The 26,553-nt window shown below is 59.6% G+C and carries 24 protein-coding genes; 15 read left to right on the forward strand and 9 right to left on the reverse strand.

The genetic code is table 11. The annotated features are described in order from the left end of the window. Positions 1 to 335: 335 nt before the first annotated feature. From IFJ82_RS06700 to IFJ82_RS06710, 3 genes are all read right to left on the reverse strand, one after another. Positions 336 to 2,699 carry a glucose/quinate/shikimate family membrane-bound PQQ-dependent dehydrogenase gene (locus tag IFJ82_RS06700; protein ID WP_192266047.1) on the reverse strand — a complete coding sequence of 788 codons (2,364 nt, stop codon included), beginning with the start codon at positions 2,697 to 2,699 and terminating at the stop codon, positions 336 to 338. A 174-nt stretch (positions 2,700 to 2,873) separates the two neighbouring features. Further along, complete coding sequence (locus IFJ82_RS06705) at positions 2,874 to 4,355, reverse strand: mannitol dehydrogenase family protein (protein ID WP_456306890.1); 1,482 nt, start codon at positions 4,353 to 4,355, stop codon at positions 2,874 to 2,876. Positions 4,356 to 4,754: 399 nt separating this feature from the next. Continuing rightward, positions 4,755 to 5,486: an SDR family NAD(P)-dependent oxidoreductase gene (locus tag IFJ82_RS06710; RefSeq protein WP_192266049.1), complete on the reverse strand. Its 732-nt coding sequence runs from the start codon at positions 5,484 to 5,486 to the stop codon at positions 4,755 to 4,757. Between the two features lie 256 nt (positions 5,487 to 5,742). Here IFJ82_RS06710 and rpmI point away from each other — a divergent pair, with 256 nt between their 5' ends. The 6 genes from rpmI to lpxB all read left to right on the forward strand — a co-directional run bounded on the left by rpmI (position 5,743) and on the right by lpxB (position 12,720). Further along, on the forward strand, positions 5,743 to 5,946 hold the full coding sequence (rpmI, locus tag IFJ82_RS06715; protein ID WP_012554749.1) for a 50S ribosomal protein L35: 204 nt from the start codon (positions 5,743 to 5,745) through the stop codon (positions 5,944 to 5,946). Positions 5,947 to 5,960: 14 nt separating this feature from the next. Next, on the forward strand, positions 5,961 to 6,317 hold the full coding sequence (gene rplT / locus IFJ82_RS06720) for a 50S ribosomal protein L20 (protein WP_003620466.1): 357 nt from the start codon (positions 5,961 to 5,963) through the stop codon (positions 6,315 to 6,317). A 220-nt stretch (positions 6,318 to 6,537) separates the two neighbouring features. Next, positions 6,538 to 7,608: a phenylalanine--tRNA ligase subunit alpha gene (pheS, locus tag IFJ82_RS06725; protein ID WP_003620464.1), complete on the forward strand. Its 1,071-nt coding sequence runs from the start codon at positions 6,538 to 6,540 to the stop codon at positions 7,606 to 7,608. Between the two features lie 3 nt (positions 7,609 to 7,611). After that, the gene (gene pheT, locus IFJ82_RS06730) at positions 7,612 to 10,074 is read left to right on the forward strand and encodes a phenylalanine--tRNA ligase subunit beta (RefSeq protein ID WP_192266050.1); all 2,463 of its coding nucleotides are present in this window, start codon (positions 7,612 to 7,614) and stop codon (positions 10,072 to 10,074) included. Between the two features lie 57 nt (positions 10,075 to 10,131). Then, complete coding sequence (gene pstS, locus IFJ82_RS06735) at positions 10,132 to 11,166, forward strand: phosphate ABC transporter substrate-binding protein PstS (RefSeq protein WP_192266374.1); 1,035 nt, start codon at positions 10,132 to 10,134, stop codon at positions 11,164 to 11,166. 357 nt (positions 11,167 to 11,523) lie between these two features. Next, the gene (gene lpxB, locus IFJ82_RS06740; RefSeq protein WP_192266052.1) at positions 11,524 to 12,720 is read left to right on the forward strand and encodes a lipid-A-disaccharide synthase; all 1,197 of its coding nucleotides are present in this window, start codon (positions 11,524 to 11,526) and stop codon (positions 12,718 to 12,720) included. 398 nt (positions 12,721 to 13,118) lie between these two features. Here the strand turns inward: lpxB and IFJ82_RS06745 are convergent, their stop codons facing one another. From IFJ82_RS06745 to ygfZ, 3 genes are all read right to left on the reverse strand, one after another. After that, positions 13,119 to 13,361 carry a hypothetical protein gene (locus IFJ82_RS06745; RefSeq protein ID WP_003620453.1) on the reverse strand — a complete coding sequence of 81 codons (243 nt, stop codon included), beginning with the start codon at positions 13,359 to 13,361 and terminating at the stop codon, positions 13,119 to 13,121. 70 nt (positions 13,362 to 13,431) lie between these two features. After that, positions 13,432 to 13,854 (reverse strand): phosphoribosyl-AMP cyclohydrolase, encoded by a 423-nt coding sequence (gene hisI / locus IFJ82_RS06750; protein WP_062809016.1) that lies wholly within the window; start codon positions 13,852 to 13,854, stop codon positions 13,432 to 13,434. A gap of 63 nt (positions 13,855 to 13,917) precedes the next feature. Beyond that, positions 13,918 to 14,754 (reverse strand): CAF17-like 4Fe-4S cluster assembly/insertion protein YgfZ, encoded by an 837-nt coding sequence (ygfZ, locus tag IFJ82_RS06755; RefSeq protein WP_192266054.1) that lies wholly within the window; start codon positions 14,752 to 14,754, stop codon positions 13,918 to 13,920. An 87-nt stretch (positions 14,755 to 14,841) separates the two neighbouring features. Here ygfZ and IFJ82_RS06760 point away from each other — a divergent pair, with 87 nt between their 5' ends. The 5 genes from IFJ82_RS06760 to der all read left to right on the forward strand — a co-directional run bounded on the left by IFJ82_RS06760 (position 14,842) and on the right by der (position 20,039). After that, positions 14,842 to 15,756 (forward strand): glycosyltransferase family 9 protein, encoded by a 915-nt coding sequence (locus IFJ82_RS06760; protein WP_062809902.1) that lies wholly within the window; start codon positions 14,842 to 14,844, stop codon positions 15,754 to 15,756. A 109-nt stretch (positions 15,757 to 15,865) separates the two neighbouring features. Next, the gene (locus tag IFJ82_RS06765) at positions 15,866 to 16,261 is read left to right on the forward strand and encodes a hypothetical protein (protein WP_192266056.1); all 396 of its coding nucleotides are present in this window, start codon (positions 15,866 to 15,868) and stop codon (positions 16,259 to 16,261) included. A 233-nt stretch (positions 16,262 to 16,494) separates the two neighbouring features. Beyond that, the gene (locus IFJ82_RS06770) at positions 16,495 to 17,193 is read left to right on the forward strand and encodes a tetratricopeptide repeat protein (RefSeq protein ID WP_192266058.1); all 699 of its coding nucleotides are present in this window, start codon (positions 16,495 to 16,497) and stop codon (positions 17,191 to 17,193) included. 49 nt (positions 17,194 to 17,242) lie between these two features. Next, entirely contained in the window at positions 17,243 to 18,613 is a 1,371-nt protein-coding gene (locus IFJ82_RS06775) for a PQQ-like beta-propeller repeat protein (protein WP_003620439.1), read from the forward strand. Between the two features lie 13 nt (positions 18,614 to 18,626). Further along, positions 18,627 to 20,039, forward strand: coding sequence for a ribosome biogenesis GTPase Der (der, locus tag IFJ82_RS06780; RefSeq protein ID WP_003620437.1), 1,413 nt, complete (start codon positions 18,627 to 18,629; stop codon positions 20,037 to 20,039). A 442-nt stretch (positions 20,040 to 20,481) separates the two neighbouring features. Here der and IFJ82_RS06785 read toward each other — a convergent pair whose 3' ends face one another. Continuing rightward, positions 20,482 to 21,936: a DUF6056 family protein gene (locus IFJ82_RS06785; RefSeq protein ID WP_192266059.1), complete on the reverse strand. Its 1,455-nt coding sequence runs from the start codon at positions 21,934 to 21,936 to the stop codon at positions 20,482 to 20,484. 52 nt (positions 21,937 to 21,988) lie between these two features. Between IFJ82_RS06785 and IFJ82_RS06790 the strand changes: the two genes are divergently transcribed. The 3 genes from IFJ82_RS06790 (at position 21,989) to IFJ82_RS06800 (ending at position 24,261) form a co-directional block, all read left to right on the forward strand. After that, positions 21,989 to 23,386 (forward strand): sugar porter family MFS transporter, encoded by a 1,398-nt coding sequence (locus tag IFJ82_RS06790; RefSeq protein ID WP_192266061.1) that lies wholly within the window; start codon positions 21,989 to 21,991, stop codon positions 23,384 to 23,386. Positions 23,387 to 23,520: 134 nt separating this feature from the next. After that, a complete protein-coding gene (locus IFJ82_RS06795; RefSeq protein ID WP_003620428.1) occupies positions 23,521 to 23,694 on the forward strand; it encodes a CsbD family protein in 174 nt (57 codons plus the stop codon). 300 nt (positions 23,695 to 23,994) lie between these two features. Beyond that, positions 23,995 to 24,261: a hypothetical protein gene (locus IFJ82_RS06800; protein ID WP_003620426.1), complete on the forward strand. Its 267-nt coding sequence runs from the start codon at positions 23,995 to 23,997 to the stop codon at positions 24,259 to 24,261. A gap of 90 nt (positions 24,262 to 24,351) precedes the next feature. On the opposite strand, the gene IFJ82_RS06805 is transcribed toward IFJ82_RS06800, so the two are convergent. Together IFJ82_RS06805 and IFJ82_RS06810 are read right to left on the reverse strand one after the other, a co-directional pair. Continuing rightward, positions 24,352 to 24,897, reverse strand: a complete 546-nt coding sequence (locus IFJ82_RS06805; protein WP_139312468.1) for a hypothetical protein — start codon at positions 24,895 to 24,897, stop codon at positions 24,352 to 24,354. 521 nt (positions 24,898 to 25,418) lie between these two features. After that, complete coding sequence (locus IFJ82_RS06810) at positions 25,419 to 25,562, reverse strand: hypothetical protein (protein WP_155734112.1); 144 nt, start codon at positions 25,560 to 25,562, stop codon at positions 25,419 to 25,421. 72 nt (positions 25,563 to 25,634) lie between these two features. On the opposite strand from IFJ82_RS06810, the gene IFJ82_RS06815 reads away from it, so the two are divergent. Beyond that, entirely contained in the window at positions 25,635 to 26,549 is a 915-nt protein-coding gene (locus tag IFJ82_RS06815; protein ID WP_192266063.1) for a glycosyltransferase family protein, read from the forward strand. Positions 26,550 to 26,553 lie beyond the last annotated feature (4 nt).

Genomic DNA, 26,553 nt, shown 5'->3' on the forward strand with positions numbered 1-26,553 from the left:
GCATGCTGCTTTCCGGCACCGGAGCAACAGGACGCGCAGGGGCGCTCCTTCCTCGCGGCGGACAGTCAGTCTTGATGTTTCCTAATCAAGGGCTTCCACCTAACGTAAGGTGAAAACACTTATAAGACTTATTTGGATCTTTATACCCCACGAAAGATCATCTGTAAAAGCCTGAATAAGTGGCGTTTACAGGGGCCTGATGGCAGATGGGGCAGGGTGGCGGGGAACGTTGTTTCCCCGGTGAACCATGTCTATATCCGAGTATATACAGACAGTCACCGCCGGGTCAAGCCGGGACGACATGCCGCGTCGTCCCGGTTGCGTATGTGCCGCCGTTATTCAGGCAGGCTGTAGGCGACCACGTAATCGCCCATCTTGGTCCCGAAGGAGCCGTGGCCCCCATCGGCCGTCACGATGAACTGGCGTCCATTGACGGCATAGGTCATCGGCGTGGACTGCCCACCCGCGGGCAGGCGGTCCTGCCACAACTGCTGTCCGGTCGTGACGTCATATGCCCGGATATAGTAATCGAGCGTGGAGGTCAGGAATGCGACCCCCCCTGCGGTGGTCAACGGGCCGCCGAGGCTGGGCACGCCCATCCTGAAGGGGATCGGCAGTGGTGCGCTGTCACGGATCGTGCCGTTGCGATGCTTCCACACGATCTTGTTCGTACGCAGGTCGATGCCGGACATATATCCCCATGCGGGCTGTTTGCACGGCAGGCCCAGCGGTGACAGGAACGCATGCAGGTCGACGCCATAAGGTGCGCCGAACTGTGGCTGCACGCCGCTTTCGCTGCCGGATGGCTGGGATTTGTCAGGGGTTGCGGGGTTGTTGGGGCCGCGCGGGATCAGGGTGGACACGAACGGGATGGCGATAGGATTGGCGATCGCGATCTGCCGGACCGGATCGACCGCCAGTCCGCCCCATTCAAACATCCCGAGGTTGCCGGGGAAGACCAGTGTTCCCTGCAGCGAAGGCGGCGTGAACGGCCCATCATAGCGGAGCTGGTGGAACATGACGCGGCAGATCAGTTGGTCGAACATCGTGCCGCCCCACATGTCCGCATCCGTCAGGTTCTTTTTCGGCCGGAATGTCAGTTGGGAGAAAGGCTGCGTGGCCGACAGGTGATCCCCTGGCGCCGCGCCCTGCGGGACGGCGCGTTCGGGGGCGGGAACCACCAGTTTGCCGTCACGGCGGTCCAGCACAAAGATATTGCCGGTTTTCGCCGGGGCATACAGGGTCGGGACAACCTGCCCGTCGGGCATGCGGATATCCACCAGGCTGGGCTGTGCCGGGATGTCCATGTCCCACAGGTCATGATGGACGGTCTGGTAACTCCATACCAGTTTTCCCGTCGATGCGTTCAGCGCGACGATCGAGCTGGCATAGCGTTCGGAATCCGCATTGCGGTTTCCACCCCAGATATCGGGGGTCTGGACACCCATGGGGATATAGATCAGGTCCAGATGCGCGTCATAGGACGACGTGATCCATGAATTCGGTGAATTGGGCACGAAATGGTGGTGTTCGGACGGCATTTCGTTGGGGTCAGGGTTGCCGGGGTCGAACGCCCATTTCAGTTCACCCGTATTGACGTCAAAGCCGCGCGTGACGCCAGAGGGTTCATGCGTGGAATAATTGTCCGTCACCGCACCCGATACGATGACCATGTTGTCCGTCACAACCGGGGGGGAGGTAGGTTCGTAAAAACCCGCCGTCTTGACCGTCATGCCGTCCTTCAGGTCGATTTCCCCATCCGTGCCGAACCCGTGACAACGCGCCCCGCTATGCGCATCAAGGGCGAACAGGCGGCCATCATTCGTTGGCAGGAAGATGCGCTGCGCACATTCGGCAGGCGCCGCATCCGCCGGGGCTTCGTGATAGGAAACGCCACGGCAGGTCAGGTGCTGGAACGTTGGGTTATGGACGATCTGCGGATCGAACTTCCACCGCTGCTTGCCTGTGGCGGCATCCAGCGCGAACAGGATCTGGTGCGGTGAACACAGGTAAATCGTATCGCGGATCTTGATCGGCGTGACTTCGTCCGTCGTCTCCCCCGGATCGCCCGGACCACGCATGTCACCCGTACGGAATGTCCACGCGACTTTCAGCTTGCCGACATTCGCAGGCGTGATCTGCTTGAGGGGAGAAAAACGGTCCCCGAACTCCGTGCGGCCATAAGCCTGCCAGTCTTCGTCGGGCATCTGGCCGGCATCGCCGGGCGTCGGGGCATTCTGCGCCACGGCCGGCAGGCTGCCGGCGATGTCCTGCGGGTCCTGCGTCAGGGCAATGCCGACAACCGCGACCGCCGCGGCAATCACCGCCCCAAGCACAAGGCGTGGCGCCCCGGCTGGTGCCCTGAGATGCCGCGTCACCCCCGGCAGAAGCAGCAGGATGCCAATCGGCACCAGAATGTCACCGCGCGGGGCCAGCGCCCAGAAATCGAAACCTGCTTCCCGCACGGCCCATATCATCGTACCCGCAAGCAGGAGGGCATACAGGCCCAGCGCGGCCTGTGCCCGCATGAACAGCAGCCATGCCGTGCCCAGCAATGCCACCCCGGCAAGGACATAATAAATAGATCCCCCCAGAACGGCCAGCCATATGCCACCACCCAGCAGGTAAAGGCCGGATATCGCACATAGGGCAATGGCGAGGAGGAGGAGGGGACCAGGACGGGTGGGGGGAGTATTCATGATCTTCCTGAAGCAGAGCGAAAAACGGCGGGCGCGGGCCTTAGTTCAGGAGACAGCTTATAAATCAGGCGCAGGTCAAGAAGTTATTTCTAACGATGACGTGTCAAAGCCCTCCGCGATGCAGGCATGGCGGAGGGCGCACAGGACGGGTCGTATATCGTGGAAAAAGAAGGGTTATTGCGCCGTAAGAACGACCTCCGCCAGTGTCCTGCGCGTGCCGTGCGCACGGATGGCCTGCCGGACCGTGCGATAGCATGTGACGAAATCCGGTGACTCCGTCAGTCCCCAGCCCGCGAACACCGACATGTTCAGGGCCGCATCAAGGTCCGCGCCAGTGGCAAGGGCACGGTCCGGCGCGCTGAGATGTGGTTCCATGATCGGATAGGTCGCGCCATTGTCATCATGGCCGCGCAGATATTCCAGATAGCACGAGATCACGAAGGCCACGCGGATCGGGGTGCGGTGCGTCGCCAGCAGGCCCATCGCCGTTTCACGGATGAACATCTGTAGCTTTGACGTGCTGTCCGATGCGATGCGCAGCAGTTGGTCGCTGATGGCATGATTGCGGAAACGCCGCAGCAGCAGTGCGCCATATTCATGCAGTTCCATGCCCGGCGGTGCCGTCAGCAGCGGTTCTGCGTCAAGGCCGAGGTAACGCTCCACCAGGGAGACTTCGTTCATGTCAGCCATGATGTCGCTGACAATGCGGTATCCCGACAGCACGCCCGACAGTCCCAGCAGCGAGTGCGAGGCATTGAGCATCCGCAGCTTTACTTCCTCATACGGATGGACATTGTCCGTGAACTGCACGCCCACGGCATCGAATTCCGGCCGGCCTGCACAGAATTTGTCCTCGATCACCCATTGTATGAAATCCTCGCAAAAGACGGGGATGCGGTCATCAAGGCCACTGGCGGCATCAAGGCGGCGCACGTCATCGGGGCGCACCGCCGGGGTGATGCGATCCACCATCGTGCAGGGGAAGGTGACGTTGTCTGCCATCCATTCCGCCAGCGCCGCATCGCGTGCCCTGGCCCATGTCAGGGTGGCGTTGCGCGCCACGTGGCCATTTTGTGGCAGGTTGTCGCAAGACAGGACGGTGAATGGGCCAATCCCGCGGTCACGGCGCAGGCGCAGCGCCTCGGTCAGGACGCCAAAGGCGGTATGGGGCACATCGCGCTTCAGGTCTTCGGCAATGACAGGCAGGTCGAGCGGAAAATGCCCGTTTTCATCGACGTAATAGCCGCCTTCGGTAATTGTCATGCTGACGATGCGTATCGCGGGGTCAGCCAGGCGTTCGATGGCTGCCGCACGATCGGCCGGGGCGTGGACATATTCGATGATGGAGCCGATGACCCGCACGGTATCGGGTGCGTCGGGCGCGCATTCCGTCAGGGAATACAGGCAGTCCTGCGCCTTCATGGCATCGGCCTTGTCCGCCTCGCCGGGGCTGTCCATCAGGCCGATCCCCACGATGCCCCAGTCCGACTGCCCCGGGCGCGCCAGAATGCGTTCAAGGTAGACCGCTTCGTGCGCGCGGTGGAAATTACCGACACTCAGATGGGCAATGCCCGGCGTGACCTTGCCGCGGTCATAGGACGGAACCATGATTTCCGGCGGCAGATGGGGCAGGGATGTAGTATTGAGTATGGTCATGACCATTTTCCACGGCAAAGTATTCACGACGCCTAATCAGAAATGGAAAATGTGACAACCCGCGAAAGTGATGTACCTGCCGCCAGTTTCCGGCAGGAAAAGGGCAGGGTGATCCGCTTTGGCGGGATTTGGGGCATGAGGGGACGATGGATGTGTATATTACGAAGTATTGCGCAGCATCCGGGCCACATCCGTTAAGGCGCATGCGTAAAGTGCAGGCCGAAGTCCCGGCAAAGCCGGAAGCGGGATGTGGTTGTGGTATCATTTTCGCAAAAAAGCTTTTGCATGCAGTCTTGATTCAAAAAATCAAGGCGGGTGCAGGAAGCCGGAGCGACAGTCGGGCAGGCTCCGCAAAGGGTGCCGCAGGGAAACAGCCTGTTTCCCTGCGCAAACGCGGCGTCAGGCAGCCAGCCCCCCATCCACGGTCAGGGCCGCGCCGGTGATGTTGTCGCTTTCGGGGCGGGCCAGGAAGGACGCCATGGAGGCGATGTCAGCCGGTTTGCCATATTCCGGCACGCACAGGAAACCGCGCAGCATGTCCGCACCCGCGCCATCGGCAGGGTTCATGTCCGTATCAATCGGACCGGGCTGGATCACGTTGATGGTAATGCCTTCCGGCCCCAGGTCACGCGCCGCGCCACGCACGAAACCACCCAGCGCGGCCTTCGTCGCGCTGTAGAGCGAGATGCCGGGGAAGGGCGCGCGTTCGCCAAAGGTGGAACCGATCAGGATGATGCGCCCGCCACGCTTCATATGCTTCACGGCGGCCATCGTCTCCAGCATGACGGCGCGTACGTTCAGGTCCAGCGTCGCATCCACCTGCGCCACCGTCATTTCCTGCACCTTGGCATAGGGATAGATGCCGGCATTGCACACCAGCGTGTCCAGCCGCCCGAAATCCTGCACAACCTGTTCGATCAGTTCCCGTGCCGCGTCCGTGCCCTCACCCGCGCGATAGGCCCGTGCCGTGCGGCCAAGTGCCGTGATGCGCGCCACAGTCGCATCCGCCGCCGTTGCATTGCGGGCATAGGAAATTGCAATGTCGAACCCGTCCTTCGCCAGGGCTTCGGCAATGCTGGCCCCAATTCCACGGCTGCCGCCGGTCACTATCGCCACGCGTTGTGCTGTCATGATCGTTCTCTCCCGTCTGGGGACCGGTCCCCATGTTGCCGTTGCGTTATAGGCTGCCGTCCGGGGGGAGACAACGCGCCATGGTGATCAGAGGCGATCAGGGGCGATCAGGGCTTGATTGGTGTCGCGGCGTTGTTTATAGGCAGCGATGTTCGCGCGTCCGGGCCTGATCAAGGGCATGCCCGGCCGCAATGTCACGTTCGCGTTCCGACCGGTCCGGTGGGCCATGGGATGCGAAAAACCGATGGAGATGAAAATGCCCAAGATGAAGACCAAGTCGTCGGTCAAAAAGCGGTTCAAGATCACCGCGACCGGCAAGGTGCTGGCTGGCCCCGGCAACAAGCGTCACGGCCTTATCAACCGTTCGCAGAAGATGAAGCGTACCAACCGCGGTTCGCAGACCCTGACGGAAATGGATGGCCGCACTGTGAAGCAGTGGGCGCCCTACGGGCTGGCATAAGGAGCATCTGATACATGGCACGCGTCAAGCGGGGCGTTACCTCACACGCCCGTCACAAGAAGGTTCTGGAACTCTCCAAGGGGTACCGGGGCCGGTCTTCCACCAATTATCGCATTGCGCTCGAACGGCTTGAAAAGGCCCTTCGCTATGCCTATCGCGACCGTCGCAACAAGAAGCGTGAATTCCGCGCCCTGTGGATTCAGCGCATCAATGCCGCCGTGCGTGAACATGGCCTGACCTATAGCCGTTTCATCAACGGTCTGGACAAGGCAGGGATCGAAATTGATCGCAAGGTGCTGGCCGCCATTGCGTTCGACGATGCCGCGACCTTTGCCGAAATCGTCAAGAAGGCGCAGGCCGCTCTGGCCTGAACCTGTTGTCCACCCCATAATGTGGTGACAGGTCCGCGAAACGGGTCGTCCTGCCGGGCGGCCCGTTTTGTTTTGAGTACCCCGGTGTGTCCTGATGCGCGACAGCGGCGCGGCGATGGTCCCACCCCACGTAATCCGATACCTAATCCGATACCCGGCATGGCCGCCATCTGTCGAATGCGCCTCGGCCTGCCTGTCCGGTGAGCCTGTGCGAGGTAGCATGAGTGACGATCTCGAAACCCTGAAGCAAGACACCCTTGCGGCGCTGGCCGCGGCACCTGACCTGCGGGCATGGGACGAGGTGCGCGTCGCGACAATGGGCAAGTCAGGACGCCTGACCGGCCTGCTGAAGGAACTGGGCCGGATGTCGCCGGAGGAGCGCAAGCTGCGTGGCAGCGCGCTGAACCGCCTGCGCGACGAACTCTCGCGTGAGATCGCGGCCCGTGGCGAAGCACTGGAGGCCGAGGCCCTCAATGCCCGTCTGGCTGCCGAACGGGTCGATGTCACCCTGCCTGCCGCTGTGCAGGCCGAAGGCACGCTGCACCCGATCAGCCGCACGATCGAGGAAATGACCGCGATTTTCGGGGCGATGGGATTCAAGGTTGCCGAAGGCCCGGATATCGAGACCGACTGGCATAATTTCGCCGCCCTCAATACCCCATCGCACCATCCCGCGCGCACGGATCAGGACACGTTCTACCTCCCGCGGGAGGGGACGGAAACGGCGGAGCGTGTGTTGCGCACCCAGACATCGGGCGTGCAGATCCGCACCATGCTGGCGCATGAACCGCCCATTCGCATCATCGCGCCGGGGCGCACCTATCGCGCCGATCATGACGCGACCCATTCACCGATGTTTCATCAGTGCGAGGGACTGGTGATCGACCGCGACATCACGCTGGGTCATCTCAAGGGCTGCCTGTCGGATTTCCTGCGCGCCTTCTTTGCGCAGCCTGACCTGCCGGTGCGGTTCCGTGCCTCTTATTTCCCCTTCACCGAACCGTCGATGGAGGTTGATATCGGCTGGTCGCGCAAGACGGGACAGATCGGTGGTGGCGATGACTGGCTGGAGGTGCTGGGGTCGGGCATGGTGCATCCGCGCGTGCTGGCGAATTGTGGCCTCGACCCGCGTGAATGGCAGGGATTTGCCTTTGGCATGGGGATCGAACGTCTGACCATGCTGCGCCATGGCATTCCCGACCTGCGTTCCTTTTACGACAGTGACGTACGCTGGCTGCGTCATTACGGGACCAGCCCCCTGTCACCCGCCCTGCTGCATGAAGGTCTGTGATCAATGAAGTTTTCACTGTCATGGTTGCGTGAACATCTGGACACGACGGCAAGCGTCGAGGACATCTGCGCACGGCTGAATACCATCGGGCTGGAGGTCGAGGGGATCGAGGATCGTGGCGCGGTCCTCGCCCCATTCCGCACGGCGCGTATCCTCAGCGCGGAACAGCACCCCAATGCCGATCGCCTGCGGGTATGCCAGGTGGACGCGGGCGAGGGGTTTGCGCGCGTGCAGGTCGTCTGTGGCGCGCCCAACGCACGCACGGGCCTGTCGGTCATCTTTGCCCCGCCGGGCACATGGATTCCAGGCAGCGACATTACCATCAAGGCCGGCAAGATCCGGGGCGAGGCCAGCGGCGGGATGCTGTGTTCGCTGCGTGAACTGGGGCTGGGGCAGGAAACCGACGGCATTGCCGAACTGCCCGATGATACGGTGGTGGGGCAGTCCTATGCCCTGTTTGCGGATATGGATGATCCGGTCATCGAAATCGCCATCACGCCGAACCGGGGCGACGCACTGGCCATCCGTGGCATTGCGCGCGACCTTGCCGCGGCGGGGATGGGCACGCTCAGGCCCTGGCTTGCCGAAACGGTGGAAGGGACGTTCGCGTCCCCGCTGTCATGGGCCAATACATTTACGCAGGCCTGCCCGTGGGTTCTGGGCCGTACGATCCGTGGCGTGCGCAATGGGCCAAGCCCCGAATGGTTGCAGCGGCGGCTGGAATCCGTGGGGCTGCGCCCGATTTCCGCGCTGGTGGACATCACCAACTATTTCGCGTTCGATCTTGGCCGTCCGCTGCATGTCTTTGATGTGGCAAAGGTGGGGGGCAAGGTGCTGACCCTGTGTCGTGGAGAGGGCGAAACACTGCGTACCCTTGACGGTGCGGAACATGTGATGACGGTGGAGGACTGCGTGATTGCCGACGCCAACGGCGTGCAGTCGCTGGCTGGCATCATGGGGGGGGAAGCAACGGGCGTGGACGCGGCGACGACCGACGTCTTTGTTGAATGCGCGCTGTTTGATCCCGTGCATATCGCCCTGAGCGGCAGGCGGCATAACCTGCATTCCGATGCGCGTCAGCGCTTTGAACGTGGTGTGGACCAGGCCCTGCCCCCCGCCGCGCTGGAGGCGGCGACACGCATGATCCTTGATCTGTGCGGGGGGGAGGCCAGCGAGGTCGTCTCAGCCGGTGCGCCGCCCGCATGGCAGCGCGACGCGCACCTGCGCTTTGCCCGTATCGCGACGCTTGGCGGACTGACGGTTGCGCCGGACCAGGCGGTGGCCTCGCTGGAGGGGCTGGGCTTTGAGGTTCGCGAGCGCGATGCGCAACATGTGGTCGTCAGCGTGCCGTCATGGCGCAATGACATCGCAACGCCGATGGTGCTGGACCAGGGGCGGGACCTGCCACCTGAACAGGCTGCCCGCGCGGCGCAGGGCGCGATGGCGGTCGATTCAGAAGTGGATTTGATTGAGGAAGTCCTGCGGTTGCAGGGCATGGATGCGGTCCCGGCGGTCTCCCTGCCGCCTGTATCCGCCGTACCGGTGCCCGCCCTGACGGCGGCGCAGGTGCGCGTGGCCTCGGCGCGGCGGCACCTGGCCGCGCGTGGCCTGCTGGAGACGGTCGGTTTTTCCTTTGTCGCGCATGCTCAGGCGGCAGCGTTTGGCGAAACACCCGAAAGCCTGCATCTGCTCAACCCCATTGCCGCCGATCTGGATCAGATGCGTCCGACGCCTCTGGTCAACCTGCTGAACGCGGTGCAGCATAATGCAGCACGTGGATATCCCGACCTTGGCCTGTTTGAAATCGGGGCTGGCTTTGCCGAGGCAGGACAGCGTCAGGTCGTGGCGGGCATTCGCAGTGGCCATTCGGCGCGCATCCCCGGTCATGCGGCAACGCCCGTGGACCTGTGGGCGGCCAAGGCGGATATCCTTGAGGTCCTGCGCATCGCGGGGGCTGCGATGGAGGGGCTGAGCATTACCCCCGACGCGCCGGCGCATTATCATCCGGGCCGTTCCGGCACGGTGCGTCAGGGGCCGAAGCTGGTGCTGGGGTATTTCGGGCAATTGCATCCCGCGCTGCTGTCTGAACGCGGGATCGACCTGCCGGTGGTGGGGTTCGAGACGTTCATTGAGGATGTGCCCGAACCCAAGCGCCGCCGCCGCGCACCGCCCAACCTGTCGCCGTTCCAGCCGCTGCATCGTGATTTCGCCTTTATCGTGGCGGGCGATGTCCCTGCGGAAAAACTGCTGCGCGCTGTCAGGGGGGCGGAACGCAACCTTATTTCCGCCGTCAGCCTGTTCGATGTGTACGAAGGTGACAAGATCCCGGCCGGGTACAAGTCCATGGGGGTGGAGATCACGATCCAGCCCATCGACCGCAACCTGACTGATGCGGATATCGAGGCGGTGTGCGCACGCGTGATTGCCGCCGCGCAGAAAACCTGCAATGCCGAACTGCGTGGCTGAATGCCTGATGGCGCGACGGGCCTGTGGTCCTGTCGCGCCCATGCATCCGGCATTCGCATGTTGATCAAGGGGGAGAGGTCATTGCGCGCCATAGGGGGATGGATCGGGACGGGGCTTGTTGTCCTGGTGGCGGGATATGCCGGCACCGCTGACGCCACGGCGATTACGGGGGCGGGGTCCAGTTTTGGCGCGCCCATTTATGGCGCGTGGGGCGAGGATGCGGCGAAGGATGTGGGCATCACCCTGAATTACCAGACGATCGGCTCCGGGGCGGGACAGAATCAGGCCCGTGCCCGTACGGTTGATTTCGGGGCGTCGGATGCACCGATGTCCGCCACCGCGCTGCACGATGCGCGCCTTGCGCAGTTTCCTACCGTCATGGGGGCGATTGTCCCTGTCATCAACCTGCCCGGTGTGGGGGATAACCAGTTGCACCTGACGGGTGCATTGCTGGCGCAGGTTTATGACGGGGAAATCACGTCGTGGAATGATGCGCGTATCGCCGCCGTCAATCCGGGCCTTGCCCTGCCCGATATCCCTGTGGCGCCGGTGCGGCGGGCAGACGGGTCTGGCACGACCTTTGTGTTCACGACCTATCTTTCGCAGTCATGGCCCCAATGGCAGGCGCAGGAAGGGGCAGGCACCTCCATCCAATGGCCGGTTGGGGAGGGCGCGCGCGGCAATGACGGGATTGCCGCCGCAGTGCGCAATACACAGGGCAGTATCGGCTATCTTGAATATGCCTATGCCGCGGGCAACCACATGGTCATGGCGCAGATGCGTAACCGCCATGGGGAGGATGTGGTGGCCGACCATGCAAGTTTCGAGGCTGCCGCCCGTTCCGCGAAATGGGCGGATGACGCCACACGGCGTGTCGATGTCCTTGATGCGGCGGGGGCAGGGGCATGGCCGATCATGGCTGCGACCTATGTCCTGATCCCCACTGATCCCACCGATCCCGCGCAGGGGCGCGCGGTGCGGGACTTCTTTGCCTGGGCATTCGACCGGGGGGACGAGACGGCGCGTAAACTGCAATACGTGCCCCTGCCGCCGGAGGTAAAGGTCGGGATAGAAAGCTTCCTGAAGCAGTAAGAGCGTGTTTGAAAACAACTCATTGATAAAAAACAAGAAAAGTTTCTGGGTGCTGCCTTTTGATCGAAAAAAGGCGGCGTCTTCTGAAGCTTTCTGGGAAAAGCTTCATCAAAAACCTTTATAATTTCAGTATGTTATTGATCCCGGCTTTTTAAACAGCTCTGCTGGAGCAGATCCTGTATGAATGCGTGCATTCAAACAGGTGAAGATGTTCGTAAAAACAATAAACTGGAGCATCTTCAGCGAGCCGGTTTTCGGTGGAAATGCTCTAGGATTAAGGGCGAACCTTCCACGGACGGTCATGACAGGCGCGGATATGACACCATGTTGCAACCATCGTCGGGGACTCTGGCACTGATGACCTCACCGCTTCCCTCCACCATGCCCGCGACAGGGCGGACGATCTGGATACTGGCGGGGGAGGCAAGTGGGGACGTTCTGGGCGCGCGCCTGATGGGTGAACTGACGCGATGTGATCCGGGCCTGCGATTTGTCGGGGTCGGTGGCGCAAGGATGGAGGAAGCGGGCCTGCGTAGTGAGTTCCCCATGCGTGACCTTGCGGTCATGGGACTGGTGGAGGTTTTGCCGCGCCTGCGTTTTCTGTCACGGCGGCTGGATCAGGCGGTGGCGCATATCCATGCGATCCGCCCTGACCTGATTATCACCATCGACAGTCCCGGTTTCACGCTGCGCCTGTTGCGGCGGGTTGCTGCGTTATCCGTGCCCCGGGTGCATTATGTCGCACCGCAGGTCTGGGCATGGCGGGAGCATCGTGTACGCGAATTCCCTGGCCTGTGGGAACGCATGCTGTGTCTTTTGCCGTTCGAGCCCGCTTTTTTCGCCCGTCATGGGGTGGAGGGACGGTTCGTCGGGCATCCGGTGGTGCAATCCGGGGCGGATCAGGGGGATGGTGCCGCCTTTCGTGCGCGTCACGGGATTGCGGCGGACGCGCCGGTGCTGGTTCTGATGCCCGGCAGCCGCCGTTCGGAGGCCCCGCGCCTGTTGCCGGTATTTGGCAAGGTGCTGCACCTGTTGCAGTCGCGCTGTCGCGGGATTGTGCCGGTTGTGCCGGTGGCCCCTGTCATTGCCGATACCATCCGCAAAGGTGTGGCGGACTGGCCGGTGCGTCCCATTATCGTGACGGACCTGCAGGACAAGCATGATGCCTTTGCCGCGGCCGGTGCGGCATTGACCAAATCAGGGACATCGACGCTTGAACTTGCATTGGCAGGGGTGCCCATGGCGGTGACATACCGCGTCAATCCCGTAACCGCCGCCATTGCACGCCGCCTGATCCGGGTGCCTTATGTGGCGATGGTCAATCTGCTGGCGGGGCATCGACTGGTGCCCGAACTGTTGCAGGAACGTTGTCGGGCGGATCTGCTGGCTGATACCATCATGCGCCTGCTGACGGATGGGCACAGTGCGCGCATGCAAAAGGCCGGGTTCAGGAAGGTGGTTGCAGCGTTACACGGGCCGCAGGGCGATCCGACCGCTGCCGCCGCAGGGGAAATCCTTGCCCTGCTGGATGCTCACCCGCCGGGACATAAGTAGAATCAGGCATGCAAAGGATCCGCGCCCCCGCACGACAGGGCCGTTCCATATCACTCTGGTTGGAGGCGGTCGGAAAAGGCAGCCCCAGGAATCCCCTGAAATCTACTGGACGAATAAAAGTGTTGGGCAAGGATTTTGTCACGGAATATTTGAAAGGCGTTCCTTTTTGAAAGAAGGGAGTCCCGGAAGCCTTTGCCATTTCTTCGTAATGGACTGTTAAAAAGACAGCCCATTAGAAATTATTTGAAAACAACTCATTGATAAAAAACAAGATAAAGTTTTTGGGTGCCGCCTTTTGATCGAAAAAGGCGGCGTCTTCTGAAGCTTTTCAGAAAAAGCTTCACCAAAAACCTTTATAATTTCAGTATTTTATTGGGACTGACTTTTCAGACAGTCCCTTATTGCGCGTTATTTGGGGTCTTGGATGGTTGGGGGCTGTTTTCTGGCGGGACCGGTACGGCAGGCTGCGTTGTCCTGTCGCTGTCATCGGGCTGCGGGGGCAGTTCGACTTGTGCATTCACAAGCGCCCGCATCTGCGAGATGACCATATACCCACCAAGCGCGACAGTCAGGCAGATCGTCAGGATGATCCAGATCAGCTTGGCGCGGGGATCCTGTTCCGGGGGAAGGTCGGCGGGCATATGATCTCTTTCCAGCAGTAATATGGGGATGTGGGGAACCCCCACGCGGTGATTGGACGGATGTATCAGGTCAGTCGTGTTTGTGTTTATACAGCTCATCCGCCCCGATCAGGGGCTGTGAAATCTCCACCAGACCCTGTGGGCGCATGGCGTTGAAAAAACAGCTACGACGTCCCGTATGGCACGCCACGCCCTTCTGATCCACCAGCACAAGGACCGCGTCACGGTCGCAGTCGAGCCGTGCATCCATCAGGGTCTGCACCTGTCCCGATGTTTCCCCCTTTCGCCACAATGTCCCACGGCTGCGGGAAAAATAGCATACGCGGCCAGTGCGCAGCGTCTCCTCAAGGGCGTCGGCGTTCATCCATGCCAGCATCAGCACCTCCCCCGTATCATGCTGTTGCGCCACGGCGGTGATCAGTCCTGCATCGTTGAAGCGGACCTGTTCGATCATGCGGGTGCGTGTGGCGGTGTCGGGGGGAATATAGGCCATGGGATCAGTCAATCCGGGAAAGAGGGCACTTACCAAGCACATGCCTGCAACATGGGGGCCTGTCTACCCTTCGCCCCCTTTTTGCGGCAACCGGAACCAGTGTGGCACACGGATGCTTACGGGATGGCCCGCCGCCGTCAGGCCCGGTGTATGGATGTGGGAACTGCGGATCATCGCCATGCCGGCCTGATCGCGGGACGAGCGGATTTCACCAACTTCGTGCCCGTCATGCATGATGGGGGTCGCAGGTTCCGGCAGATCATGCGCGCCCTCCACCGGCAGGAGGTGGCGTCGTACCAGACCGCGATAGCGCGTGCGCGCGGTCAGTTCCTGCCCCATATAGCATCCCTTGGTCCAGGAAATGCCGTTGAGCTGATCGAAATTGGCTTCGAGCAGAAGCGTTTTGCCGGATTCACAGTCGCGCACGCCATCAGGCAGGCCAAGGGAAAGGCGGTGACGGTCATAATCCAGCGCATCCGCCGTGACGTCCGGTGCGACATGACCAAGCAGCATGCGCCAGCCGATACCGGGCAGGCGTGGGTCCGCGCTGCCGGGGAAACGTTCATCGGCGGGGGCGGTCCCATCCCATTGCGCATGAACGGCGTAGCCGGTTTCACTGATGTCCACATCGGTGCGTAACCGATAGCGTGACAGACGCGTCCGCAGTGTCGCTGCCTGCGTCGCATCGCAATCCAGCAGCAGGCGTTCGCCATGCGGGTCGGCAAAGACGAAAAAATCCGCCAGCCATTTCCCCTGTGCCGAAAGGAAGGCAGTCCATGCGGCCCGGTCTGGTGTGACGGTCGTCATGTCATTGGAGACAAGTCCCTGCAGGAACGAAACCCGGTCCTTGCCAGAGACAGCCAGCACCGCACGGTCCGGCAGATACGCAAACTTAACCATGGTGCGTACTGTGGGGATACATGTGGTGTCAGGCAAGGGGATAACGGAGATTTGGCATCGCGCTCGAAGATGAATATGCACGCATGCATGCGCATCCTGTTCATTACCTCCACCCGGCTGGGTGATGCCGTGATTTCGACCGGGCTTTTGGATCACCTGCTCCGGCGGTATCCGCAGGCACGGTTCACCATTGTCTGCGGCCCTGTCGCGGCGGGCCTGTTCGCGCATATGCCGCGTCGTGACCGCACCATCATCATGGCCAAACGCCCCTATGACATGCATTGGGTGGATCTGTGGCGGCAGTGCGTGGGAACGCGGTGGGATATGTGTGTGGACCTGCGCGGATCGGTCATCCCGTACCTGTTGCGGGTTTCCATCCGGCGGGGCATGCGCGGCGGCCGGCGGCCGGGGCCGCGTGTCGGCCACATTGCCCAGGTGCTGCGCCTGTCACCGCCGCCCATGCCGGTGGTATGGACCAGTGCGGCCGAACGTGACGCAGCGCAGGCGCTGCTGCCGGACGGGCAGGGGCCATGGGTGGCCCTTGCCCCCACGGCGAACTGGGCCGGCAAGGTCTGGCCCGCCGCGCGATTCGTCGCGTTCTGGCATGATTTCGTCGCCCGTCATGGCCCGGCGCGACCCGTCATCCTGTATGGCCCCGGGGATACGGAACGCCAGATGGCGCATGGTGTCATTTCCGCCCTGGGTGACGCGCGCGATACCGGTGGGGGGCTGAGCATTTCGCAGGTGGCGGCGGTGTTGCAACGATGCATGCTGTTCGTGGGAAACGATTCGGGCCTTATGCACCTATCCGCTGCGGCGGGCATTCCGACATTGGGCCTGTTCGGGCCAAGCCGCGTGGATGAATACGCCCCGTGCGGGCGCAGTGTGGCCCATGTGGTCGCCCCCGGTCCCGCAGGGCGGGCGGACATGCGCGACCTTGGTGTATCCAGTGTTGTGGATGCGGCGCTGAGGCTACTGGCGGGAGTATCAAAAGCAGGCTAAAGGCGCGCCGGGCGGATGGGGGGAACGGGGGAAGTGTCTGCCCCGTTCTTGCCATGACGTGCCTTTACATCCCTGCAATCATTAATTTCCTTAAGGCCTGAGAACGATCATGAAGGACATGCGCGGCGGTATCGTGACCCTGTGTGGGATCGCTGCATTGGGATGCCTGTTGCCCCTTGCGGCGGCATGGGCGCAGCCTGCGGGGGGATGGACGCCCCGGACCTGTGGGGCGGCCCCTGTCGCGCCAAAGGTCGATTCAGGCGACGTGGCGCGTTTCAACGCCAGCGTTGATCGTGTCAACGCCTATGAAAAGGCGGCGCGTGCCTATGCCACGTGTGTGGCCGGGGCATCGGGCAGGGAACAGGCCGCCATCAGCGCGGATGCCAGCGCGCGCATGCGTCGCGTCCACGATTCCGCAGTCCTGGTCCAGAAGCAGGTTTCCGAGCAGTTCGCGCGCCTGTCAGCGGAAATGAAGAAAGGGCACGACCGCCTCGCCACCAGATAGGCACTGCCACAGGCGCAGGCGCGCGCGACCTTTGTGCGGGCATGTGGCAGCCAGCGGCACACGGAATGCGTGCGTGGGCGCGATCGGGGTGGTTCATGGCGTTGCATGTCGGGTATATGCGGGTTTGCCGTCCCCGCGCATGACAGGTATGGTCTGCGCTTCATGACAGGTATCGTCCCGGCGGGACGGGTGCCGTGCATCGTGCATGGCAGCAAGCGGAGAGCGGGTTAAACGTGGCTGACGACATCTTCAGGGAAGTCGATGAAGAAATGCGCGCCGAGCGGCTGCGCGCATTGGCGCGGCGTTACATGATGCTGGCGGGCGTCATCGTCGTGGCCATCTGCATCGGTGGCGGCGCATGGCAGTATAATGCATGGCGGGTGCATCAGGCGGATCAGGCAAGTGCCGATGCCTATTTCGCGGCGCTCAAGAACGCCACGACAGCGCACAGCCCCGATGGGCAGCCGGCGCCGCTGAATGCGCAGCAGAAAACCGCGCTTGAACAGCTTGCGACGCTTGAAAAGACGGCGCGTCCGCCCCTGCGGGCACTGTCACGGATGGAGCGCGCAGCCCTGCTGGTCAATAGTGGGGACACCGCCCGGGCGCTTACGTTGTGGGCGCAGGTGAACGCGGACCAGGGGGCCGATCCGACCATCAGTTCGCTTGCCGGTCTTTTGTGGGTGCAGCACCAGATTGATACGGCGGACCCTGCGATGCTGCGTTCGCGCCTGGCGCTGCTTGATGGTGCGCAGCAGCCTTGGCGTGGCCTCGCGCTGGAGTGCGAGGCGCTGCTGGACCTGCGGCAGGGCCATGATGACGAGGCCCGCCGCCGTCTGGAACGGCTGAGCATGGATATGAACGTGTCCGACGGGGTGCGCACACGTGCCGACGGACTGCTGCAGACGCTGGGGACCGGCCATGCCGGCGGATAAGGTGCCCCCCGCCATGGTACAGCCCACCCACCCGACAGGCATGAACGCAATGAAAAAGACCCTGACCCGCCGCCGCGCCCTGATCGGGGCCGCCATGCTGCCATTGCTTGCGGAATGTAATGGCGGGACGCCGAAGAAAAAGCCGCTTCTGATCGGTCGGCGGACCGATGTGCTCAATACCGGCGCGGGCCTGACGGTCGATGCGGATGAGACGGCCACGGTGACGGTGCCTGCCGCCACTGCGGTCAATGCGTGGCCGCAACCGGGCCTGACACCGGGGCATGGTGGTATAAATGTCGCCTGGGCGGGCAACATGCAGCACCAGTGGAGCCATCGGATCGGTGCGGGGAATTCAGAACCGGAATTCCTGTCCTATGTCGCATTGGGCAAGTCGGGGCGCGGCATGATCCAGTCGCCGCCCGTGGTGCAGAACGGGCGGCTGTATGTGGCGGATGCGCAGGGCGTCATCCGCGCCTATACATGGCCTGGCATGCACAAGGTGTGGGAATATAACCCCAAGCCGAAGAAAATGCTGTCGAACAATATCGGTGGCGGCCTGACCATTGAGGGCGATACCCTGTATATCGTTGATGGTATCGGGCAGGCGCTGGCGGTGGATGCGCATACGGGCAAGCTGAAATGGCGCCTGCAGCTTGGCACGCCGGGACGTTCCGCGCCGACCTTTGCCAATGGATGCCTGTTCTTTGGCACGATTGACGAGAAGCTGTTTGCGGTGAACGCCTCCAACGGTGATATCCTGTGGACATATGTTGCGACCGCCGCCGATACCATCATCGCGGGACAGCCTGCGCCCGCCGTCATGGATGGGGTCGTGCTGGCCGGGTTCGGGTCTGGTGATCTTGTCGCGTTGCGTGCCGAAGGTGGTGAGGTCGTGTGGGCCGATACCCTGGGCAGTTCGAACGGACAGGGCGCGCTGATTGATTTTTCATGCGTGCATGGCATGCCGGTCATCAGCGATGGCACCGCCTATGCCATCAGTACCGGTTCAGTGCTGGTCGCGATCGACATGCGTTCGGGGCGGCGGTTGTGGGAACGTTCGATTTCGGGACAGAATACGCCCGTCGTCATCGGTGACTGGATATTCCTGCTGTCCATGGAGGAGGAGTTGGCCTGCCTTGACCGGGAATCGGGGCATGTGCGCTGGATCACGCAGTTGCGCCAGTACGAAAACAGCATCAAGCAGAAGGGGGGCGTCGTGTGGACCGGCCCGATCCTGGCGGGGGGGAAGCTGGTATGTATCTCCAGCCTGCCGCAGAATGGTGTTGTCATCATTGATCCGGCGATGGGGCATATCCTCTCGCTGCATACCCTGCCCGATATTGTTACCGTGACACCGATTGTTGTTGACGGGCTTATGCTCCTGCTTAACAACAGCGGCGGCCTGATGGCCTATAGTTGAGAAAGTTCCTGTCGTGACCTCTTCATTCCCCCCTGATCCGGGGCACGACCTGCCCGTCGTGGTTATCGCCGGTCGCCCCAATGTCGGCAAATCTACAATATTCAACCGTCTGGTTGGTCGTCGGCAGGCGCTGGTTGCCGATACGCCGGGTGTCACGCGCGACCGTAAGGAAAGCGAAACCACCGTGCGTGGCAGGCGTATCCGCCTGATTGATACGGCAGGGTTGGAGGAAGCCGCCCCCGATACGCTGTTCGGTCGTATGCGCGCTTCATCCGAATCCGCCGTGGCGATGGCCGATCTGGTGCTGTTCTGTGTGGATGCGCGTGCGGGCATTACGCCTGCGGATGAACATTTCGCCGCATGGTTGCGTCGGCAGGGGCGTCCGGTCCTTGTCCTTGCGAACAAGGCGGAGGGGCGTCAGGGTGCCGCCGCCGCGATGGAGGCGTTCTCGCTCGGGCTTGGTGCGCCGCTTGGCATTTCGGCGGAACATGGCGAGGGTCTGGCAGATCTGATGGGGGAGATTGCCGATCGCATTCCTGCCGGCCCCTTACACCCCCGCCGTGCGCCCCGGCGTGTGGAAAGCGAAGATGAAGACGGGGATGTCCGGCCGCCCGGGCCGTTGCGCCTTGCCATCGTGGGGCGCCCGAATGCGGGCAAGTCCACGCTGCTTAACCGCCTGCTGGGTGAAGAGCGGATGATTACCGGGCCGGAACCGGGGCTGACGCGGGATTCGGTATCTGTCATGCTGCATGACGACGAAGGGCCGATACAGCTTGTCGATACCGCTGGGCTGCGGCGTAAGGCGCGTATTGACGAGACGCTGGAAAAAATGTCCGTCTCCGCCTCCATCGAGGCGCTGAAGATGGCTGAAGTTGTCATCCTTGCGCTGGATGCGACATTGGGCGTCCATGAACAGGACCTTCAGATTGCCCGCCTGATCGAGCGTGAGGGACGATGCTGTGTCCTTGCGTTGAATAAATGGGACGCGGTAGAGGATCGCAACGTCACCCGACAGGCGATCCGTGATCGCATTGAAATGTCCCTCAGCCAGATGCGGGGCATTCCGGTCGTTGCATTTTCCGCCCTGACCGGGGCAGGGGTCAACAAGCTGCTGCCGACGGTGCGGCGTGCGTATGAGGTATGGAACCGGCGCGTGCCAACGGGTGAACTGAACCGCTGGTTCGAAATGATGGTATCGCGCCATCCGCCGCCGCTGGTACAGGGGCGGCGGCTGAAGCTGCGCTATATCACGCAGGCAAAGTCCCGGCCGCCGACATTCATCCTGTTCGGCACCCGGACCGAACAGATGCCCGAGGATTATCAGCGTTATCTGGTCAATGGCCTGCGTGAGGCATTTGACCTGCCGGGCACGCCCATTCGCCTGCTGCTGCGCGGTTCCCAGAATCCTTACGCCCCGACGAAGTGACCTGTATGGTGCATGGCCTGCTTTGAAAACATCAAATAACATGATCTTTTCAGGTAATTACAAGATGTTTTAAAAAGCAGGTTCAGGATTTGCTGACGGTATGGAAGTTTTTTTTAAACTTTGAAGGGATGTTATCGTTTTTGGGAATGGTAACACTCAGGAACCGTTATTTTTCTGGGATGCGCTGTAAAAGCAGTTTATCGATTGATAATAATAAAAGTCCCTGAGCCTTAAATTACGATGTTGTTTGACGGCTGTTTGAAAAGTCAGGCTCAATAACATCGTCAAATCATAAAGGTTTTTGGTGAAGCTTTTTCTAAAAAGCTTCAGAAGACGCCGCCTTTTTCGATCAAAAGGTGGCACCCAAAAACTTTTATAAGTCCATGTGGCTACAGGGCCTGAATTTTAAAACAATCTCTCGGAATTGGTGGACCATCAGCATTCATTCCCCCTGTGAATGGACGCTTTTGATGCCAAGAGCACGTGCGAAGCAGACATTCATCATGTTGTGCGGGTCCGGGGAAATCCCTACGAACAGAATATCCTTGTGTACATAAAGGATTTTATGATGTGGCCCCATGGTGACGCGGGGAAGGGTGACATCTTCAAACCCGGCCCCTGCGATACGCGCCTGCTGGTTCCATATGGCACTGATATGGGCAAGTCTCAAAAGATCCGGCACACAAATACATATATGCCAGATGACAAGGCCGGAAATTCCGATCCCCACCATCCGGTTGCGCAGGGCGGGATGATTGGCGCGGTTGATAAACAATATTCCCAATACACACACCAGATAGATGCTGGCAGGAAAAGATACCCGCGCGGCAAGGGATGAACGCGGGAACAGCAGCAGGATCATCATGTAGGTGACGGCACATGCCGTAAATATCGCAATATTTTTCCACATGCGATGTCGTTGTGTCATATCGGCTGTCACGGACACGTGGCAGATGAGCAGGATAATGACAAATGGAAGCCAGTACAGGTCAAACAGGCTGCCAAGATTTCCAAATACGCCATCCAGACGGGTCAGAAGCGTATCATGTTCCATCGTGCGTGCCCGGACATAATTGCCTGGGGCAAGCCATAGAAAAAGGGTGCCAAGCACATGCGCACCAATAAAGGGTAGGGCGACAGGATCCTTATGACGATAACTGCTGATTGCAGAGCCGATCAGCACCATGCTTATCATAAGGGAGAGGGGTTCAAGAAATGTCGCGATGAAAAAGGCAAAACCGCAGGACAGAACGCCAAAAGGCAAGCGTCGTGCAAGGACCTGCCGTAAAATCCATAATTCCCCCGTCATAGGCCACAGATAGCCAATCGCCCCAGTTTTCCACAGGGCAACTTCAGAAATATCGCGTGGTATCCACCAGACAGCTAGAAATACAAATATGATGTCCCAAAATCCATTTGATGTATTCTGGTCCGATATTGATACATTTCTGCATATCATGCAGACATTATGGACAAGCAGGCAGAAAATTACGGTATTCAGAATATCAAAAATGAAAATGGACCCATAGGCGTGAAGTTCCAGAACGAGGAAGGTTATCAGTGTCGTAAAATACCTGCCTGTCCAATAAAAATAATTCCCATAAACGATATGGAATGTATTTTTCAGGTCAAATGGAATGGTTCTGCAATAATCATCGGCCCATAGCGGGGTTACAACATTGGCCCACAAGACAAATATAAAGACCGCACCGAGGGCATAGACTCTTGTCCTGTTCCCGGCCATGAAGCGCATGATTCCCGTATTTGTCATGAAACCCTTCCTGTGTGGGTCCATGCCTGCCATGGACCATGCGCTGGCGTTATGTGGCAGCATAAAATTCGAACCGAAAAACACATGTTCTGGTGTTGCATCATGGATGGATGCCGTATCGGTCATTATGACGTCAACACAGATGTAAAAACCATCCCGGCCGGGAGGAAAACAGAACGTGAGCCCCACTGTTGTAATACCAGCACCTTCTTCCCGTCCCGGACAGAAAGCTTTCCGTGCAGGCCTTATCACGGCCTGTGCCGGGCTTCTTGTCGGACTCGATACCGGCCTGATCGCTGAGGCATTGGGATTTATCGGCACGGACTTCCATGCCTCCACACGTGATCAGGAATGGATCGTGTCGGTCCTTATGCTGGGGGCATCGGTGGGGTCGCTGGGGGCGGGAACGTTTTCCGCCCGTTTTGGCCGCAGGCTGGTGTTGACCGCCGCCATGGTGCTGATGTTCCTTGGTGCGGGCCTGTGTGCCAATGCCATGGGAATTGCGCAAATCCTGGTGGGACGCCTGCTGATCGGTATCGCCATTGGCGTGTGTACCTTTACGGCCCCGCTTTATATTTCCGAAACCATGTCGGGCCACCAGCGTGGCAGCATGGTTTCGACGTTTTCCATGCTGCAATCCGCCGGTATCCTTGCAGGATATCTCCTGGGCGGGCTGCTGTCATCCGGGGGGCACTGGCGCTGGATGGTCAGTATGCCCATGTTGCCGACAGCGTTGCTGTTTGCCGGCTGTTTCTTCCTGCCCGCCAGTCCGTCATGGCTGATTGCACGTGGGGAGGATGCAAAAGCACGGACAGTGCTGCGCGCCCTGCGTGATACCCCGACGGAGGCGGATGAGGAGTTCACCTGCATCAAGAATGAAGCTGCAAAGGGCCGTATAAGCGGGCTGAAGCTGTTACGTCAGCAACCGGGTTTCCGGCGCTCTGTCATGCTGGGCATCTGCCTTCAGGTCATGCAGCAGCTTACGGGGATCAATGTCGTCATGTATTATACCCCGAAAATCCTGCAAAATGCACATTTCGGCACATCAGGCGCGGCATGGGCCACGGTCCTGATCGGTGTCATCAATACCATTGTGGGTATTGCTGCAATTTTCATGGTCAACAGATGGGGCAGGCGGTCCCTGCTCTGCACCAGTGCTGCGATTATGGCCTGTGCTCTGGCTGTTGCTGCGGGCATTACTGGCCTTCATCTGTCGGGCGGTATTGCGACATTATGCCTTCTGGGGGCGTTATTGAGCTTTGTCGGCGGGTTCGGTCTGGGGGCAGGGCCATTGGTCTGGACCCTGTGTTCCGAAATCCAGCCGCTGGAGGGCAGGGACTTTGGCGTGGGCTGCTCCACGCTGGCTAACTGGTGGGCGGATTGGATTGTCAGCAATACTTTCCTGAGCATTGTGTCCATCATCGGTTTTGGTCAGACATTCGCCGGGTTTGCCCTGATGAATGTTATATTCATTGTGTTTACGCTGACATTCGTGCCCGAAACCAAGGATGTTCCATTGGAAACCATTGAAGCCAACCTTTTATCTGGAAAAAAATTACGTAATATCGGGGAATAAGTTTCGATTATTTCGTCCTTGCGGGCGGCATCATTTATTACTTGCATGCCTGATATGCGTTATGTTTCTGTGCCACCTGCGCCTGCATCCGCAGGCGGTCAGACATATTGTCATGCCCGGATAAGGATAACTATATGACGAATTTGAAGAATATTATTTTTAGCACGGCAAATATCCTTGCCGGTCAGCTCAAGCAGGAAATTGGCTACGTTACCGGTAGCCGGAAAATCGCCCGGAGTGGCATCGCCCAAGAGATGAAAGGCCATGCCCAGAAAGTCGCATCAAGCCGATTGCGTGGTGATTACTGAACCTGCGTCAGCGTAAATACCCCCACGCCTGTCATGAAATAAATATTGCCCGACAGAATGACATTAATGTGCTCCCCATAAGGAACACTGTATGTTAACCTGTATTAACGTTTTTTTTGATATATAAAAGATACTGTATTAAATGCCACCCAATAAACACTCACGCGCAAGAACTTTGCCTGATGTCAAAGCGGGATGTGCTGATTACAGTTACGGTGGGTAACGGAAATTATGGACCATTGGCTAAAGGTTCATATCTCAGGGGCAATAAATATCATGACAGAAAGAAAAACCGCTCCCATGTCTGCCAGACAGATCCTGGTGTATGAGGCCCATATTTCGGGCCTTGAACACGCCCTTGCCGCAGCGGTGGAAATGCTGACCCCCATGCAGCAGGCGGCATTGCTGGGCATGGTGCAGAAGGCCGCCGCCGAGGATGGGCAGTGCGACACGTTGGGCACCTGTCCTGCGGATGAACCGTGCGTGCAGCCATTTACCAATGGGCACCTGATGGCGGCAACCTGTATCCAGCATGCAGCTTATCCCGCACGTGGGCCTTCCGCCTGAAGTAAGCAGACCTGAAATAACCAGCGATGCGTCGATGGGGCACAGCCTGCTGCATGCCCCATTATTCCTTGCGCTACGACCGGTTGCGGATCAATTGCTGCTCTTGTTGATGGCCGCGGCGGGGCAGTCGGCCCCCTGTTTCGCATAATTACTGATGGTGGTGACGACCTGCGGCACCGCCTCTGATGATCGGACCTGTAACAATGTGCCGGTGAATGACCATGCCGCTATGATCTCATAGCTTTTGGTCGTTCCCGGCAAAACGGCGTTGGAAATCAAAAACCGGTCTTCTTGCAGGTCATGCCACATGAACGGTTTCGTGCGGAGATTATTGCACGCCAGCGCACGGCGGATATTTTCCGCCGCTTTATACGGCTCCACCGGGACAAAGGCTGCATTCGGCCCCAGCCCATATGCCAGGTAAGGCCCCCGGTTAAAGGGTTTGTGCGATGAACAGCCAGCAAGAGCCACCATGATCCCGACCGCCGCCGCCCATTTGCGATAAGGTGTGGAGAGGGTGATTCGTAACCGGTTTTTCATTGACGAGCCCATACGAAAATAAAGCGAGGAACGATACAGGAGGCATAGCCGCCTCTTCGCAAAATAACCAGAGTGCGTACCGATAATCAGGGCCAAAACACCCGAAAGCGCAATGCGGGGGGCCTTGGGGGGGGGGCAGGATCTGGCATGTATGGCTTTTGCCTGTCCTGTCCATGGTGGTCAGTTTATGCGCTGGGCATATTCATCAACACGGCCTGATCCTGCCTCTGACGGTCGTGGGGCAGGTGCAATAATATGCGACGGCAAGGGGCGGGCGTCCTTGTTTGAAAATAATAATCAGTTTTATTTATAAATTAAAATTCCATAGTCTAAATTATATTCTTGAAAATATGGAAACCAAAGGGATGTAGGCAACGTTTACGGGCGCAATCTTTAATAAAAGGTGTGCCAGATGGTTAATAATTCAAAGAAAAGTGGCGAACCGCCTCCTTTGGCAGACAAAAGCCTCAAGCCCCCGTTTGCGACACCACAGGAACGCAAACATGCCATGTTGACCACATTGATGGTCATTCTTTTCCTGTCCGGGATCGTATTGGGATGCCTGTTTTCCCCGCATATACCACTTCCAAAGCTATAGGCTCAGGACACGTAAATACTCATTCTGCCGTTTCTGCTTGAAATATATAAAAAAGAGAACGGACATGGCTACGGACAATGATTTCTGCTTTTATACCATCAGCAATGCGCCTTATTTTCCAGGCCTTGTTGCCCTGATAAATTCCCTGATCCTTGCGGGTCATACGCAGCCCATCCGGGTGGGGGATTGTGGCCTGACCCCTGCACAGCGGGATGTGCTCAGGACTTGCAGGCAGGTGGAACTCTTTCCCCTGGACCCGGGAAAAATCAAGAACCCCGGGCAGTACAAGGCTTTCGCGCATATTGCCAATGCATCCGGCATTGCCGTGATCATAGATTCCGACATGATTGTCACCGGTTCCCTCAACCCGCTTATCGCGCAGGCCCGTAGGGGAGGGATCTGCGCCTTTGCCAACCCAATTGACGACCGGTGGTATGCACAGTGGCAGGATATCTTTGCGTTGCAGCATCCACCACGCCGCCAGACATATATCTGTTCCGGTTTCGTCGCCTTTTCAACGGATGTCTGGCCCAACCTGCTGGAACGCTGGTGGCGGGCATGCGAGGCAATTCATTCCCATCCGACCTATCAGGAAGGAAGCGAATGGGATTCGCCCACCGCCCAGTCTGATCAGGATGCCCTTAATGCGATCTTGATGAGCGAGTATGAGGTGGACGCCATCTCACTTGCCCCTGTTGAAAAGCAGGTTTATCGCTGGGATTTCCGTTTCCTTGAAACGCGCGATCGCCATACCCTTGACTGCCGTTTTCAGGGGCAGGCCCCGCTTATCCTTCATGCGGCATTGACGTCCAAACCATGGGAGGAGAGGGGGGCAAGCAATGATACGTACTTTGTTTTCATGCGACGCCTGTTGCTTGGTCCCGATGTCGCCATCAAGGTTCCCCCCCGGATGCTTGCGTCTGTCATCGCCCCCGGGATCTGGCCATGGGTGCGTCGTCAGTCCTGTTTCCTCAAGAACATGGGCATTATGGAATTCTGCCTCTCCTACCTTCCGCCAGCGACCTGCATCAGAAGCAGATATGTGAAGGACCGGTTGAGGGAAATCTATCTGCGCGTGCGCGGAAAATATGCACACCCGCCATCCGCAACGCGACTACTTCCCGAAATACAGGCCAGCGATCAGGTCTGAAGCC

It is taken from the genome of Novacetimonas hansenii, assembly GCF_014843995.1.
GTDB lineage: Bacteria > Pseudomonadota > Alphaproteobacteria > Acetobacterales > Acetobacteraceae > Novacetimonas > Novacetimonas hansenii.